The 14,657-nt window shown below is 66.1% G+C and carries 11 protein-coding genes; 4 read left to right on the forward strand and 7 right to left on the reverse strand.

Translation table 11 applies throughout. The annotated features are described in order from the left end of the window. Window positions 1-4 precede the first annotated feature (4 nt). Complete coding sequence (locus GA645_RS10350; protein ID WP_152222388.1) at window positions 5-2,068, forward strand: bifunctional diguanylate cyclase/phosphodiesterase; 2,064 nt, start codon at window positions 5-7, stop codon at window positions 2,066-2,068. Here GA645_RS10350 and GA645_RS10355 read toward each other — a convergent pair. Then, on the reverse strand, window positions 2,052-2,918 hold the full coding sequence (locus GA645_RS10355) for a LysR family transcriptional regulator (RefSeq protein ID WP_152222390.1): 867 nt from the start codon (window positions 2,916-2,918) through the stop codon (window positions 2,052-2,054). The genes GA645_RS10350 and GA645_RS10355 overlap by 17 nt on opposite strands. 190 nt (window positions 2,919-3,108) lie before the next feature. On the opposite strand from GA645_RS10355, the gene GA645_RS10360 reads away from it, so the two are divergent. Genes GA645_RS10360 through GA645_RS10370 form a run of 3 tightly spaced genes read left to right on the forward strand, consistent with a single transcriptional unit; the run spans window position 3,109 to window position 5,432 of the window. After that, window positions 3,109-3,744, forward strand: a complete 636-nt coding sequence (locus GA645_RS10360) for an ankyrin repeat domain-containing protein (RefSeq protein ID WP_152222392.1) — start codon at window positions 3,109-3,111, stop codon at window positions 3,742-3,744. 30 nt (window positions 3,745-3,774) lie between these two features. After that, entirely contained in the window at window positions 3,775-4,230 is a 456-nt protein-coding gene (locus tag GA645_RS10365) for a nucleoside deaminase (RefSeq protein WP_152222394.1), read from the forward strand. Beyond that, window positions 4,227-5,432: a CynX/NimT family MFS transporter gene (locus GA645_RS10370; protein WP_152222396.1), complete on the forward strand. Its 1,206-nt coding sequence runs from the start codon at window positions 4,227-4,229 to the stop codon at window positions 5,430-5,432. The genes GA645_RS10365 and GA645_RS10370 overlap by 4 nt, the downstream gene beginning before the upstream one ends. A 1,071-nt stretch (window positions 5,433-6,503) precedes the next feature. Here the strand turns inward: GA645_RS10370 and GA645_RS28780 are convergent. From GA645_RS28780 to GA645_RS10395, 6 genes are all read right to left on the reverse strand, one after another. Beyond that, complete coding sequence (locus tag GA645_RS28780; protein ID WP_178119515.1) at window positions 6,504-6,671, reverse strand: hypothetical protein; 168 nt, start codon at window positions 6,669-6,671, stop codon at window positions 6,504-6,506. A gap of 130 nt (window positions 6,672-6,801) precedes the next feature. After that, window positions 6,802-7,017: a hypothetical protein gene (locus GA645_RS10375; protein ID WP_152222397.1), complete on the reverse strand. Its 216-nt coding sequence runs from the start codon at window positions 7,015-7,017 to the stop codon at window positions 6,802-6,804. A gap of 232 nt (window positions 7,018-7,249) precedes the next feature. Further along, window positions 7,250-8,647 (reverse strand): efflux transporter outer membrane subunit, encoded by a 1,398-nt coding sequence (locus GA645_RS10380; RefSeq protein ID WP_152222399.1) that lies wholly within the window; start codon window positions 8,645-8,647, stop codon window positions 7,250-7,252. Beyond that, complete coding sequence (locus GA645_RS10385; RefSeq protein ID WP_152222401.1) at window positions 8,644-11,841, reverse strand: efflux RND transporter permease subunit; 3,198 nt, start codon at window positions 11,839-11,841, stop codon at window positions 8,644-8,646. The genes GA645_RS10380 and GA645_RS10385 overlap by 4 nt, the downstream gene beginning before the upstream one ends. A gap of 108 nt (window positions 11,842-11,949) precedes the next feature. Next, window positions 11,950-13,188, reverse strand: coding sequence for a multidrug efflux RND transporter periplasmic adaptor subunit MexE (gene mexE / locus GA645_RS10390; RefSeq protein WP_152222403.1), 1,239 nt, complete (start codon window positions 13,186-13,188; stop codon window positions 11,950-11,952). 259 nt (window positions 13,189-13,447) lie between these two features. Beyond that, on the reverse strand, window positions 13,448-14,362 hold the full coding sequence (locus GA645_RS10395; protein ID WP_152222405.1) for a LysR family transcriptional regulator: 915 nt from the start codon (window positions 14,360-14,362) through the stop codon (window positions 13,448-13,450). Window positions 14,363-14,657 lie beyond the last annotated feature (295 nt).

The raw sequence follows: 14,657 nt of genomic DNA on the forward strand, positions 1-14,657 counted from the left end.
CCCCATGTTGATTGGCAGTTACGATCCCTCCCTGGTCCTGATATCGCTTTGCGTGGCGGTCCTGGCGTCCTACACCGCCCTTGATCTTGCTGGCCGGATCGTAACCGCCAAGGGCTGGTCGGCGCTGCTGTGGATCGGTGGCGGCGGGGTGGCGATGGGCATTGGCATCTGGTCGATGCACTTCATCGGCATGCTCGCGTTCCGTCTGCCCATCGCCCTGGGCTACGACCTGCGGCTCACGCTGCTGTCGCTGGTGATCGCCATTCTCAGTTCCGGGTTTGCCCTGGCGCTGGTCAGCCAGGAGCGCATGCCGCGCTGGCAGCTGGTGCTCGGCGCCCTGTTGATGGGCGCCGGAATCAGCGGCATGCATTACCTGGGGATGTACGCGATGCTCATGCAGCCGGGCATCGACTACGACCCACTCTTGTTGGGCCTGTCGTTGCTGATCGCCGTGCTCGCCTCGGGAGCGGCGCTGCACATTGCCTTCCGTCTTCGCCGCAACACACCCTATGTGCGCCTGGTACGGGCCGGTGCCGCGCTGGTGATGGGCGTGGCGATCGTTGGCATGCACTACACCGGCATGGCTGCGGCGCGTTTCCCCGACGGCAGTTTCTGTGGCGCGGCGCCCAGCGGCCTGGGCAGTGACTGGATGGCGGTGCTGATCATCGTCGTCACCCTGGCGGTGATCGGTATCGCCCTGCTGACCTCGGTGCTGGATGCGCGCCTGGAGTCGCGCACCGCGCTGCTCAGCTCGTCGTTGGCGCGGGCCAACCAGGAACTCACCCAGCTGGCCCTGCACGACAACCTGACGCGCCTGCCCAACCGCGTGCTGCTGGAAGACCGCATCGAGCGGATGATCGGCAAGGTGCAGCGCAGCGGCGGGCATTTCGCGCTGATGTTCCTCGACCTGGATGGTTTCAAGCCGGTCAACGACGCCTTCGGCCACCATGTCGGCGACCAACTGCTCAAGGATGTCGCCCGTCGCCTGCGCGACAACCTGCGCAGCGAGGACACGGTGGCGCGTATCGGCGGCGACGAGTTCGTCCTGCTGGTGGAACTGGCCGAGCCGGAAGACGCCATGACCGTCGCCAGCCAGCAGGTCAGTCTGCTGGCGCAGCCGTTCCAGGTGTCTGGCCAGGAACTGCGAATCGCCGCCAGCATCGGCATCGCGCTCTATCCCGGCGATGGCGCCAGCCGGCAGGAGCTGCTGCGAAATGCCGACGCCGCGATGTACCACGCCAAGGGCAATGGCAAGAACGGCTACAGCTACTTCGAGCAGTCGATGAACACCAACGCGCGCAATCATCTGCAGTTGCTGCACGACCTGCATGCGGCCCTGGAGCGGCGCGAATTCGTCCTGCACTACCAGCCCAAGTTCGCCGCCAGTGGCGAGCCGATCGGCGCCGAAGCCTTGCTGCGCTGGCAGCATCCGCAGCGTGGCCTGGTGATGCCCGATACCTTCATCGCCCTGGCCGAGCGCACCGGGATGATCATTCCCATCGGCGACTGGGTGCTGGACGAAGCCTGCCGGCAGATGAGCCTGTGGTATGGGCAGGGTTATCGTGACTGGCGCGTGGCGGTGAACCTCTCGGCGCTGCAGTTCTGTCACGCCGGGCTGGTGGATTCGGTGGCCGGGGCGCTGCGGCGCCACCAACTGCCGCCCAACCGACTGACCCTGGAAATCACCGAGACCACGGCAATGCGCGATGCCGACGCGAGCCTGGCTATCCTCGGCCGGCTGGCGGAGATGGGCGTGGACCTGTCCATCGATGATTTCGGCACCGGCTATTCCAGCCTGCTGTACCTCAAGCGCCTGCCGGCCAATGAGTTGAAGATCGACGGTGGCTTCGTCCGTGAACTGGAGCAGGACAGCGATGATGCGGCCATCGTCTCGGCCATCGTCGCCCTGGGCCAGGCCCTGGAGCTGCGGATCGTCGCCGAAGGGGTTGAAACCCCACGCCAGCAGGACTTCCTCACCCGCCTGGGCTGCGATTCGCTGCAGGGGTTCCTGTTCGGCAAGCCGGTGCCCGCCGAACAGTTCATCGATCACCTCAGCGTGACGGCGTGACCTCGGCCAGCTGTGCACACACGCCGCGCAGCTGTTCGTACAGGCTGCGGCCTGCACTGCCCAGTTCGGGGCGGGCGTAAAGCGCCAGCTCCAACCCGTCGATCGGGGCAAAGCCCTGCGCGGCGTCCAGCAGGCGATGCCCGGCGTGGCGGCCACGCAATGGAAGCAGGCTGACGCCCATCCCCGCGGCTACCGCCGCCGACAGACTGGCCAGGCTGCCGCTGCTATAGCTGATGCGCCAGCGCCGACCGCTGGCCTCCAGGGCGTGAATCATCTCCTGGCGGTACAGCGCGCCGAGCGGGAACACCACCAGCGGCAGGGGATCGCGGGCGGCGGCGGGGTTGTCGGCGCTGTCCAGCCAGGCCAGTGGCTCCGGCCAATGCGCCAGGCAGTCGCTGTCGGCACCCCATTGCTTGACCAGTGCCAGGTCCAGTTCGCCGCTGCGGTACTGGCGCAACAGTTCCTGGCTGAGACCGCTGGAGACTTCCAGGCGCAAGCGCGGCCGCTCCACGCTGAAGGCCGCCAGCAGCGGCATCATGCGCTCGCCGGCGAAGTCCTCGGGCATCCCCAGGCGCAGCACGCCTTCGCTGTGCTCGCTGCTGAGCGCCTCGCGGGCCTCGCCGCCCAGCTGGAGAATCCGCCGGGCATAGCCGAGCAGGCGTTCGCCCTGTTCCGTGGGCAGCACCTGGCGCTGGCTGCGATCCAGCAGGCGACAGTCCAGGCTCTGTTCCAGCCGCAGGATCTGCTGGCTGACGGTGGATTGGGTCAGGTGCAGCAGCTCGGCGGCGCGGGTGAAGTTGCCGGCATCCACCACCATCACGAAGCTGCGCAGGAGGTTGGGGTCTAGCATTTTGTTTCCCACTGAATGGCATGTTTCTATTTAATTTCAACATAGAATGCCCCTTCGTCATACTAGCGCCATTCTTTTCGAGGCTGTTGCCGCTTCGCCGCGCCTGCCACGGGCCGCGCTTCGTCTGGCGACGCGACAGGTGTCGTCACCCCGACAGCCTCTGGGCACGACCGCCGACAGAGGAGCGCCAATGGACACGCCGACCATCCAGACCGAGGACGTGCACAGCCGCGCGGCGGTAGAGGCCTTGCTGGGCGCCGCCAGCGCCGGGCGCGAAGAGGACGTGGCGGCGCTGCTCAAGCGCGGCGTGCCGGTGGATGCCACCGACGGCCAGGGCAACACGGCGCTGCTCCTGGCCACCGCCAGGGACCGCGTCGGCGTCGCCCGCCTGCTGATCGCCGCCGGTGCCGACGTCAATCGACAGAACCGCATTCACGACAGCGCCTACCTGCTGGCCGGGGCAGCGGGGCGCCTGGAAATCCTCAAGCTCACCCTGGCCAACGGCGCCGACCTGCGCAGCACCAACCGCTACGGCGGCACCGCGCTGATCCCGGCCTGCGAGCGCGGCCACGTGGAGGTGGTGGACACCCTGCTGCGCGCGGGTGTCGATCCGGACCACGTCAACAAGCTCGGCTGGACCGGGCTGCTCGAAGCCATCCTGCTCAGCGATGGCGGCCCGCGCCACCAGGCCATCGTGCAACGACTGATCAACGCCGGGGCGAACCTGAACCTGGCCGACAACGACGGCATCACGCCGCTGCAACACGCCCGCCAGCGCAACCAGACCAGCATCGCCAGGATGCTGGAAGCCGCCGGCGCGCATTGAGCCCATGCCGAATCATTGAAGAGAGCTGCCATGCAACACGAAAACTTCATGCGCGAGGCCCTGCAACTGGCCCGCGACAATATCGAGGCCGGCGGCCGCCCGTTCGGCGCCGTGCTGGTCAAGGACGGGCAGGTGATCGCCCGTGCCGCCAACTCCATTCACCTGGACTGTGACCCCACCGCTCACGCCGAGCTGTTGACCATCCGGCAGGCCTCCGCCGCGCTCGGTACGCCGCGCCTGGATGGCTGCGTGATCTACGCCAGCGGCCACCCGTGCCCGATGTGCCTGGCGGCCATGCACCTGTGCGGCGTCGAAGCGGCGTACTTCGCCTATTCGAACGACGAGGGCGAGCCGTTCGGCCTGTCCACCGCCAAGGTCTACCAGCAGATGACCCTGCCGCCGCAGCAACAGGCGCTGCCGCTGCGGCCCTTGCGCCCGGTCGGGGAAGAGGGGCTCTACGCGCGCTGGCAGGCGCACGGCAAATGAGCCGGAGCATCGCGGTACCCGCGGGCGAAACCGCCCGCGCCAGCTGGATTGGCCTGCTGGTGATCGTTGCCCTGGGCATCAACCTGCGGCCGATCCTCACCTCCATCGGCCCCTTGCTCACCGACATCCGTGACGCTACCGGACTGGGGTTCCAGGGCGCCTCGATGCTCACCGTGCTGCCGGTGCTGTGCATGGGTCTGTTCGCCCTGGCCTTGCCCTGGGTTGGCCCGCGCCTGGGGGAAAGCCGTGGCGTGGTCGCCGGCCTGCTGGCCATCGGCGCCGCCTGTTTCTGGCGCCTGCTGCTGGACAGCGGCTTCGCCCTGATCGCCAGCGCCGTGCTGGCCGGTACCGGGGTGGCGATCATCCAGGCGTTCGTACCCGGGGTGATCAAGCGCTGGTTCCCGCACAAGGTGCCGTCGGCCATGGGGCTGTATTCGGCATCGCTGATGGCCGGCGGCGGCAGCGCCGCCGTGCTGGCGCCGGTGGTGTCGGAGCATTTCCATCGCTGGCAGGACGGCCTTGGCGCCTGGCTCCTTCTGGCCGTAGTCGGCCTGCTGCTGTGGGCGGTCGCGCGCCCGCGTGAAACGCCGGTGGCCACGCCGCCACGGCAGGCGGTGCAGCACTATTTCGGCAGTCGTCGTGCCTGGCTGCTGGCGCTGTACTTCGGGGTGATCAATGGCGGCTACACCAGCATGGTCGCCTGGCTGCCCGTGTATTACCGCCAACTGGGCTGGAGCGCCCAGGCCAGCGGAGGGCTGATCGGCCTGATGACCATCTTCCAGGTGATCGCCGCGCTGACCATCCCGTTGCTGAGTCGTGGCTCGTTGGATCGCCGTGGCTGGCTGAGCCTGTGCCTGCTGGTCCAGCTGGCCGGTTTCGCCGGGCTGATCGCATCGCCCCTGCATCTCTCCGGCATCTGGGTGGCGATGATCGGCTATGGCCTGGGTTCCTGCTTTGCCCTGAGCCTGACGCTGACCCTCGACCATCTTTCCGATCCGGGTGCGGCGGGTCGCCTGGCGGCGTTCGTGCAGGGCATCGGCTTCATCGTCACCGGGATCATTCCCTACGTGACCGGCGCTCTGCGCGACAGCACCGGCAGCTTCCAGGCCTCCTGGATTCTGCTGGCGGTGTCGGTGGTGGCGATGCTGGGGGTGACGTTGCGCTTCTCGCCCAAGGGCTATGCGCGGGCGATGGGCAGGTAGGCCAGCAGCGGGTTGCCAAGGGCGCCCGTGGCGTCGGCGCGGTTCTGTAGGAGCGGACTTCGTCCGCGATGCTGTTGCTCTTCGTAGGGCGAATAACGCCTTTGCCGTTATCCGCCGTCTTGGTCGGTGTTTCTGCGCCGCCTCGGTGTGTTCGGATGTTTTTTGTTTCGCCCCCTCGGGCGAGTCACTTTGCCAAACGACGCAAAGTAACCAAAGGTCTTGTCCCGACATCCGGGTCCGGCTTCGCCGGACTCCCCTCGCTCCGGTATCGCTCCGAGGGTCGGCGTACAAGGGCCGTCCCTGGCCCTTTACGCCTCTCGCGGCATCCATGCCGCTCGCCCCTCTGCGCAATACCTCCACTCGGCCTCCTGACGGGACTCTGCGCGCGCCTGCAACTGTGAGGTGCTCTTCGTAGGATGGCGTAGAGCGAAGCGAAACCCATCAAGGCGGATAACGCTGCGCGTTATTCGCCCTACGGGTGTTCATCCTGCAGCGTGGGTGCAGTGGTGAGACTTCGCGGACAAGGCCCGCTCCTACGGAAGCAGAGCCAGCTCGGAGCGAGGCGCTCTTCTTTTGCCCTTGAAGATTTCCAGAGACATTTCCGCGCGCACCTGAGCGCCCCTTCAGGAGGCCGAGTGGAATCGGAGTTTCAGGGGTTGAGCGACATGGATGTCGCGAGAGCGTCGTTGGGCCATGGATGGCCCCTCGACGCGTGCCCCTGAAACTCCGATGGAGCGAGGGAAACGGAGCGCAGCGTAGTAACAGCCGAAGGCTGGCCCGTAGGGTAAGCGAAGCGAATCAGTCCGGCGAAGCCGGACCCGGATGCAGGGGCAAGACCTTTGGTTACTTTCTGTCGTTTGAGAAAGTAACTCGCCCGAGGGGGCGAAACAAAAAGTCCCCGCGCACACCGAGGCGGCGCATGAACACCGAACAAGACAGCGAATGCGCCCCACGAAGGCCAATAACATCGTGGACGGAGCCCGCCTCTAGGGTAAGGGGCTACCTCGGCTGGAAGTGGACCAACTCCGTTATTGGTCCATGGCTCATCGTGGCGAGGGCCGCCGCCCGCCGCTAAACGGACGTCGCCAGGTAGATCCGATAGGTAATGACCGACAGCATGCTCAGCACGCCGATCCACATCAGCAGTACGCCAACGCCCCGTTCGCGGATGGTGAAGCCGATCCCCAGCATGAACATGCCGAAGACGATGATGGCGATGGTGACGAGGATGGAGTCCATGGCGTGTCCTTGTCGCAGTGTTCCGATAGATGCAGTTTAGGCCAGCGGCCGCTCGAAATTGCATGATCCGTGGCAGCCGGGCGGGCGGATGATAGCTGCCTGGCGGCGAATGCCCAAGCCGCGACGCCGTTCATGCCGGCTTGGCCTTCCTGCCGACCAGCCGGTAGGCCTTGAGCGTCAGATGCAGGCCACAGGGGCGGCGCTCGAGATAGCCCAGGTGAATGAGCAGGTCACTCAGGCCAGGATGGATCGCCGCACCACGACGTACACCGGCAAGAACCTTGCGCAACTCGGCATCTGAATGGGAGGACGAGCATCGCCTGCCGCCTCTTCGTTCGTAGCTCATGATGGCCTGTTCCCTTTTCCATTTTTGTCAGTCTGCGGCCTGAGGCTGTTCGGTGCATTTCCTATTGCTATCGGAAAATACTGATCAGCGCATTAGCACCTGACAAATACCGGGATGCCTTCATGTTTCGGGCGTGGGAGCAGGGTGGCGCGCCCATAAAAAAGCCCCACGGTCAGGAGCGCAGACCGCAGGGCCAGAGGGGTCGAGGTCGTCTCGACCGGGAGAGGAGCAATCAGGCCGAGGGCTGCCAGCCGCCGCCCAGGGCCTTGTAGATGGCGACAATGCCGCGATAGACATCCACTTCCGCCAGCGCCTGGGCGTCTTCGGCGGCCAGTTGTTCGCGCTCGGCGTCCAGCAGGTTGAGAAAGTCCACGGTGCCTTCGCGGTACTGCAGGCCGGCCTGTTGCGCGGCGTTGCGGCTGGCCTCGGACTGGCGCACCAGCGAGACCAGGCGCTGCTGGCGCTTGCCGTAGTCGCTGAAGGCGTTCGACGACTCCTCCAGCGCCAGTAGCACCTGCTGCTCGTAGGTCGCCAGGGCGCCGTCGGCGTCGGCTTTGGACGCCCGCAGGCGGGCGCGCACGCTGCCCAGGTCGAAGGCCGCCCAGGTGATGCTGGGTGAAACGCTCCAGGCGTTGGCGGCAGCGGAGCCGATCTGCGAACCGCGCCCGGCGGTGAAGCCCAGGAAGCCGCCAAGGCTGACTTTCGGGAACAGGTCGGCGGTGGCCACGCCCACGTCAGCGGTGGCGGAGGCCAGGCGGCGTTCGGCAGCGGCGACGTCCGGACGACGGCGCAGCAGCTCGCCCGGATCGCCGATCGGCAGGGCCTTGGCAATGGCCGGCAACTGCCTGGGCGACAGGTCCACGGTCAGCGCGTCCGGGCGCTGGCCAAGGAGGGTGGCGATGCGGTTCTTCTGCCGGACTTCCTCCGCCTGCAGTTGCGGCACGCTGGCTTCGGTGGAAGCCAGGCGCGCTTCGGCGCGCTGCACGTCCAGTTCGTTGCCCACGCCGGCATCGCGCAGCTGGATGGTCAGGTCACGGGACTCGCGCTGGTTCTCCAGGTTGCTTTTAGCGATGCTCTCGCGCAGCTGCGCGCCGCGCAGTTGCCCGTAGGCATCGGCTAGCTCGGCAATCAGGCTGACCTGCAGTTGTTGCAGGTCGGCCACCGTGGCTTCGCTCAAGGCGTCGGCGGATTCCAATTCGCGGCGCACGCGGCCGAACAGGTCGATTTCCCAGATCATGTCCAGGCCCAGGTCGTAACGCTCCTGGTTGACCCGGTCGTTGGTCTGCCCCGGAATCTGGCCCTTGCCGATCTGCGCGGAGGCGCTGCTGGTGACGGTGGGGAAACGGTCGTTGGCAACGTCGTCACGGATCGCCCGCGAGGCCAGCACGCGGGCATAGGCCACGCGCAGCTCGCGGTTTTCCTTCAGCGCCTGTTCGACCAGTTGGCTCAGCACCGGGTCGTCGAACTGCTTCCACCAGGCGTCTTCGTAACGGCTACGGTCGTAGTCCTTGGCCTGGGCGTTGCTGTCCAGTCGAGCCGGCGCGGTGTCCGGCTTCTGGTAGTCGGGGCCGACCATGCAGGCGCTGAGGGCCAGCGCCAGCAGAGCAGGGACGAAGAGTTTCACGTTCATGCGGTGTGGGCCTCGTTATTGGCCTGATGGCTCAGACGCTGTTGTTTCTTCGCTTCGCGGGCTTCCATGAAGCGGCGGATCAGCACATAGAAGACCGGGGTCAGCAGCAGGCCGAAGAAGGTTACGCCGAGCATCCCGGAGAACACCGCGACACCCATGGCATGGCGCATTTCGGCACCGGCGCCGGACGACAGCACCAGGGGCACCACGCCCATGATGAAGGCGATGGAGGTCATCAGGATCGGGCGCAGACGCAGGCGGCAGGCTTCCAGTACCGCACTCAGGCGGTCCATGCCTTCATCCTGTTTGTCCTTGGCGAACTCGACGATCAGGATCGCGTTCTTGCACGCCAGGCCCACCAGTACGATCAGGCCGATCTGGGTGAAGATGTTGTTGTCGCCACCGGACAGGATCACCCCGGTGATGGCCGACAGCAGGGTCATCGGCACGATCAGGATCACCGCCAGTGGCAGCCCCCAGCTCTCGTACAGCGCGGCCAGCACCAGGAAGGCGAGCAGCACGCAGAGCGGGAAGACGAACACCGCGGTGTTGCCGGCGAGGATCTGCTGGTAGGTCAGGTCGGTCCACTCGTAGGTCATGCCGTTGGGCAGTTCCTGCTTCAGCAGTCGCTCGATCGCCGCTTCCGCCTGGCCGGAGCTGTAGCCCGGTGCGGCGGCGCCGTTGATCTCGGCGGTGATGAAGCCGTTGTAGTGCATCACCCGGTCAGGACCTGCGGTGTCGCTGATCTTGATGAAGGTGGCCAGCGGGACCATCTCGCCCTGGTTGTTGCGCACCTTCAGCTGACCGATCTGCTCGGGCTCCAGGCGGAATTTCTGGTCAGCCTGGACGTTCACCTGGTAGGTGCGGCCGAAGCGGTTGAAGTCGTTGGTGTACAGCGAACCCAGGTAGACCTGCAGGGTGTCGAAGATGTCGCTGATCGCAACCCCGTGGGTCTTGGCCTTCTCGCGGTCGATGGCGGCATCCACCTGCGGCACGTTCACCTGGTAGCTGGTGAACACCGACATGGGGTTCAGTTCCGGCAGCGCGCGGGCCTTGTTGAGGATGTTCTGGGTCTGGTTGTACAGCTCCTCGTAACCCAGGTTGCCACGGTCTTCCACCTGCAGGCGGAAGCCGCCGATGGTGCCCAACCCCTGTACCGGCGGCGGCGGGAAGATAGCGATGTAGGCGTCCTGGATGCCGGCGAACTCCTTGTTCAGCTCGGCGGCGATCTCGTTGGCGGACATGCCCGGGCCTTTACGCTGGTCGAAGTCCTTCAGCGGGGTGAAGACGATGCCGCTGTTGGGGCTGTTGGTGAAGCCGTTGATCGACAGGCCCGGGAAGGCCACGGTGTGCTCGATGCCCGGGTGCTTGTTGGCGATGTCGGACATGCGCTTGATCACAGCTTCCGTGCGGTCCAGCGTGGCCGCGTCGGGCAGCTGGGCGAAGGCCACCAGGTACTGCTTGTCCTGTTGCGGCACGAAGCCGGACGGGGTGCTGGAGAAGCCCAGGTAGGTCAGGCCGATCAGTCCCGCATAGAGGACCAGCGCGATCGAACTGCCGCGCAGCACGCGCGTGACGGTGCCGACGTAGCCGTGGCTGGCGCGGTCGAAGAAGCGGTTGAACGGACGGAACAGCCAGCTGCCCAGCAGGGTGTCGAGCAGCACCGAGAAGCGGTCCTTCGGCTCGTGGTGACCCTTGAGCAGCACGGCGGCCAGCGCCGGCGACAGGGTCAGCGAGTTGAACGCGGAGATCACCGTGGAGATGGCGATGGTCAGCGCGAACTGCCGGTAGAACTGCCCGGTGAGGCCGGAGATGAAGGCGGTCGGCACGAACACGGCGCACAGCACCAGGGCGGTGGCGATGATCGGCCCGGTCACCTCGCGCATGGCGCGCTTGGTGGCCTCGATGGGGGTGAGTCCCAGCCCGATGTTCCTCTCGACGTTTTCCACCACCACGATGGCGTCGTCCACCACGATGCCGATGGCCAGTACCAGGCCGAACAGCGAGAGCGCGTTGAGCGAGAAGCCGAAGAAGTGCATCACCGCGAAGGTGCCGATCAGCGACACCGGTACGGCGGCCAGCGGGATGATCGAAGCGCGCCAGGTCTGCAGGAACAGCACCACCACCAGCACGACCAGCACCAGGGCTTCGAACAGGGTGTGCACCACCGCTTCGATGGAACCGCGGACGAAGATGGTCGGGTCATAGACGATGGAGTAGTCCACGCCCTGGGGGAAGTTCTTCTTCAGCTCGGCCATCTTCTCGCGCACCTCGTTGGAGATGGCGATGGCGTTGGAGCCGGGGCGCTGGAAGATCGGGATGGCGACCGCCGGCTGGTTGTCCAGCAGCGAGCGCAGGGCGTACTGGCTGGAGCCGAGCTCGACGCGGGCGATGTCCTTCAGGCGGGTGATCTCGCCGTCCGGGCCGCTGCGGATGATGATGTTCTCGAACTCTTCCTCGTTGACCAGGCGACCCTGGGTGTTGATCGACAGCTGGAAGCTGGTGGCGGTCGGCGCGGGCGGCGCGCCGAGGGAGCCGGCGGCGACCTGGCGGTTCTGTTCGCGGATGGCGGTGACCACGTCGCTGGCGGTCAGGTTGCGCGAGGCGATCTTGTTCGGGTCGAGCCAGACGCGCAGGGAGTAGTCGCCCATGCCGAACAGCTGCACATCGCCCACGCCGTCCAGACGCGCCAGCTCGTCCTTGATGTTGAGGATGGCGTAGTTGGACAGGTAGAGCATGTCGTAGCGGTTATCCGGCGAGGTCAGGTGCACGACCATGGTCAGGTCGGGCGAGGCCTTGTCGACGGTGATGCCGATGCGGGTGACTTCTTCGGGCAGCTTGGGCTCGGTGCGGGTCACGCGGTTCTGCACCTGCACCTGCGCGTTGTCCAGGTTGGTACCCAGGGCGAAGGTGATGGTCAGGGTCATCTTGCCGTCGGCGGTGGACTGCGAGGACATGTAGAGCATGTTCTCGACGCCGGTGATGGCCTGTTCCAGCGGGGCGGCGACGGTCTCGCCGATCACCTTGGGGTTGGCGCCGGGGAAGTTGGCGCGCACCACCACGGTGGGCGGCACCACTTCGGGGTATTCGCTGATCGGTAGCTGGAACAGCGAGATGGCTCCGCCGATCAGGATGATCAGCGAAAGCACGGCAGCGAAGATCGGCCGCTGGATGAAGAATTGCGAAAAGTTCATGGCTGGTTCCTGTCGCGAACGCATCGTTCGCCAAACCCGGGACAAAGGTCACCCAAGGCCCTGGGGGGACAGGGCCTGGGACATCACTCTTTCAAGACAGGGAAAGTGTCAGCCGCGCGGTGCGCTCGGCTTCGCGGAGGATTTCTCGGCGACCTTTGGCGCCTCGCTCTGGGCCAGGGCCTGGCGCTGGTGGGCGAGGGTGGCGAGGGTGGCCTGGCTGGCCATCTCGACATTCTGCGCGTCGACCTGGGCGCCGGGGCGGACCCGCTGCAGGCCGTTGACCACGATGCGGTCACCCTTGGTCAGGCCATTGCGCACGATGCGCAGACCTTCCAGCTTCGGACCCAGGTCGATGCTGCGGTATTGCACCTTGCTGTCCTTGTCCATCACCAGCACGAACTTCTTGCCCAGGTCGGTGCCGACCGCTTCGTCCTTGATCAGCGCGGCGGGGTAGGTGCCGCTGCCAACCAGCTTGATGCGGGCGTACAGGCCGGGGGTGAACTGGTTGGCGTCGTTGTCGAACACGGCGCGGCCCCGGATGGTGCCGGTCTTGGGGTTCACCTGGTTGTCGAGGAAGTCCAGCTTGCCCTCGTGGGGGAAGCCGTCTTCACCGGTCAGGCCCAGGTACACCGGGCTGCTGCCACGGGCGTCGGGGCCACCCTTGCGGGCCAGGTCGACGTACTTGAGGTAGACGCGTTCGTCGGCGTCGAAGTAGGCGTAGACCTTGTCGGTGGAGACCAGGGTGGTGAGCAGGGTCTGGCCGCTGTTCACCAGGTTGCCGGCGGTCACTTCGGCGCGGGAGACGCGGCCGTCGATGGGCGCGGTGACCTGGGTGAACGACAGGTTCAGGCGGGCGTTGTCCAGTTCCGCCTGGGTGGCGGCGACCACGGCCTTGGCTTCGGTGGCGGCGGCGCTGCGGGCGTCGGCCAGTTCGGCGGAGATGGCATTGGTGGCACGCAGGCGCTCACCACGGGCGGCTTCGTTGACGGTGCGAGTCTGATTGGCGCGGGCCTGTTGCAGCTGCGCTTCCAGGCGATGGACTTCAGCCTCGAAGGGGCGGGGGTCGATCTGGAACAGCAGGTCGCCTTTCTTCACCAGCGTGCCTTCGCGGAAGGCCACGCGGTCGATGTAGCCGGAGACGCGCGGACGCAGTTCAACGGACTCCGGAGCCTCCAGGCGACCGGTAAACTCATCCCATTCATTGATGGGCTGTTCGATGACTTCCGCCACGCTGACCTTGGGCGCGGCCATGTTCTGCGCCGCATCCTGGCCTTTGCCGCAGGCGCTGAGCACCAGCGCGGCGGCGAGCGCCAACGGAATACGCAAGGCTTTGAGATTTCGCTCCATGGAAAAGACTCCACCGTTCTAATTGGTTTTGGGACTTCTGATGGAGCGGAGTCTGCGTTCGGGGGCGTCTGGGAACTAATCGAACGAGCGAATTTTGATTATCACGTGGAGTGATAAATGCTTTTGCACTATGCGCACGAATCGATAGAAGAGGTGGGTACTGGGATTGCCCGGAAGCGCGGCACAAACCCGTAGGAGCGGGCCATGCCCGCGATCGCGCGCATGGCGCGCTCCTACAGGTCGAATCTGAAGTTGCCGGTCAGAGACTGTCCGGATCACCCACGAACATGGTGATGCGCGAGCGCAGCCAGCGTTCGGCCGGGTCGTTGTCCTGGGCACCGCGCCAGACCATCGACAGGTCGGCCAGGCGGGTAGGGAAGGGCGGTTCGTCCGCGCGCACGCCGCCGCTGGCGGTCAGCGCCGCCGCCACGTACTCAGGGACCGTCGCGAGGATGTCGGTGCCAGCCAGCAGCTGCGCGAGGCCGACGAACTGCGGCACCGCCAGCACCACCTGGCGCTTGCGGTCCATCTCGGCAAGGGTCTGGTCGACGAAGCCGTCCAGGTCGCCGGCATAGGACACCAGCGCGTGCGGGCGCGCGCAATAATCGTCGAGGGTCAGGGCGCCGGGGATCGAGTCGGCGCGCAGCACCCGCCAGGTGCTGCGGCGCAGGGTCTTGCGCTTGGCGTTGGCCGGCAGCTCGTCGGTGTAGCTCACGCCCACGGAGATTTCCCCGGACGACAGCAGCTGCGGCATCAGCAGGTAGTTGGCGCGGCGCACCACCAGGGTGATACCCGGCGCTTCGGAGCGGAGGCGGCGCAGCAGTGGTGGCAGCAGGCCGAACTCCACGTCATCGGACAGGCCGATGCGGAACACCGCCTTGCTGGTGGCCGGATCGAAGTCGGCGGCGCGGCTCAGGGCGGTGGAGATGGAGTCCAGCGCCGGGGAGAGGTGGCCGAAGATTTCCTGAGCCCGCGCGGTGGGCTCCATGCTGCGCCCGGTGCGGACGAACAGCGGGTCGTCGAACAGACTGCGCAGGCGCGCCAGGGCCGCGCTGATCGCCGGCTGGCCGAGGAACAGCTTCTCGGCCGCGCGGGTCACGCTGCGCTCGTGCATCAGCGTCTCGAAAACGATCAACAGGTTGAGGTCAACCTTGCGGAGGTCGTTGCGGTTCATGGGGACTCCCTGACGATGGGGGAAAAGTGAAGCCCGACGCGACCTGCGTCAAGTCTGACAGATAAGTCCTTGATCAATTTCCACTTTTTTATCGAGAATCGTACACCGCTCCTGTACTCCCGATCGAGCCGCAATAACGCCCGGCGTGCCCAGGCAACCCCCCGTCGCAGAGCATCCGGGCCTCGCCGGGCCAGCGTTGGCGCCGGTGCTGAATCATCGCTGTTTATGTCAATTATCAACGGTGAACGGTGGTATCGCCCCCAAAGCCCGGATAGAGTCCGTGGCTATAGATACA

Source organism: Pseudomonas sp. SCB32, from assembly GCF_009189165.1.
Classification (GTDB): Bacteria; Pseudomonadota; Gammaproteobacteria; order Pseudomonadales; family Pseudomonadaceae; genus Pseudomonas.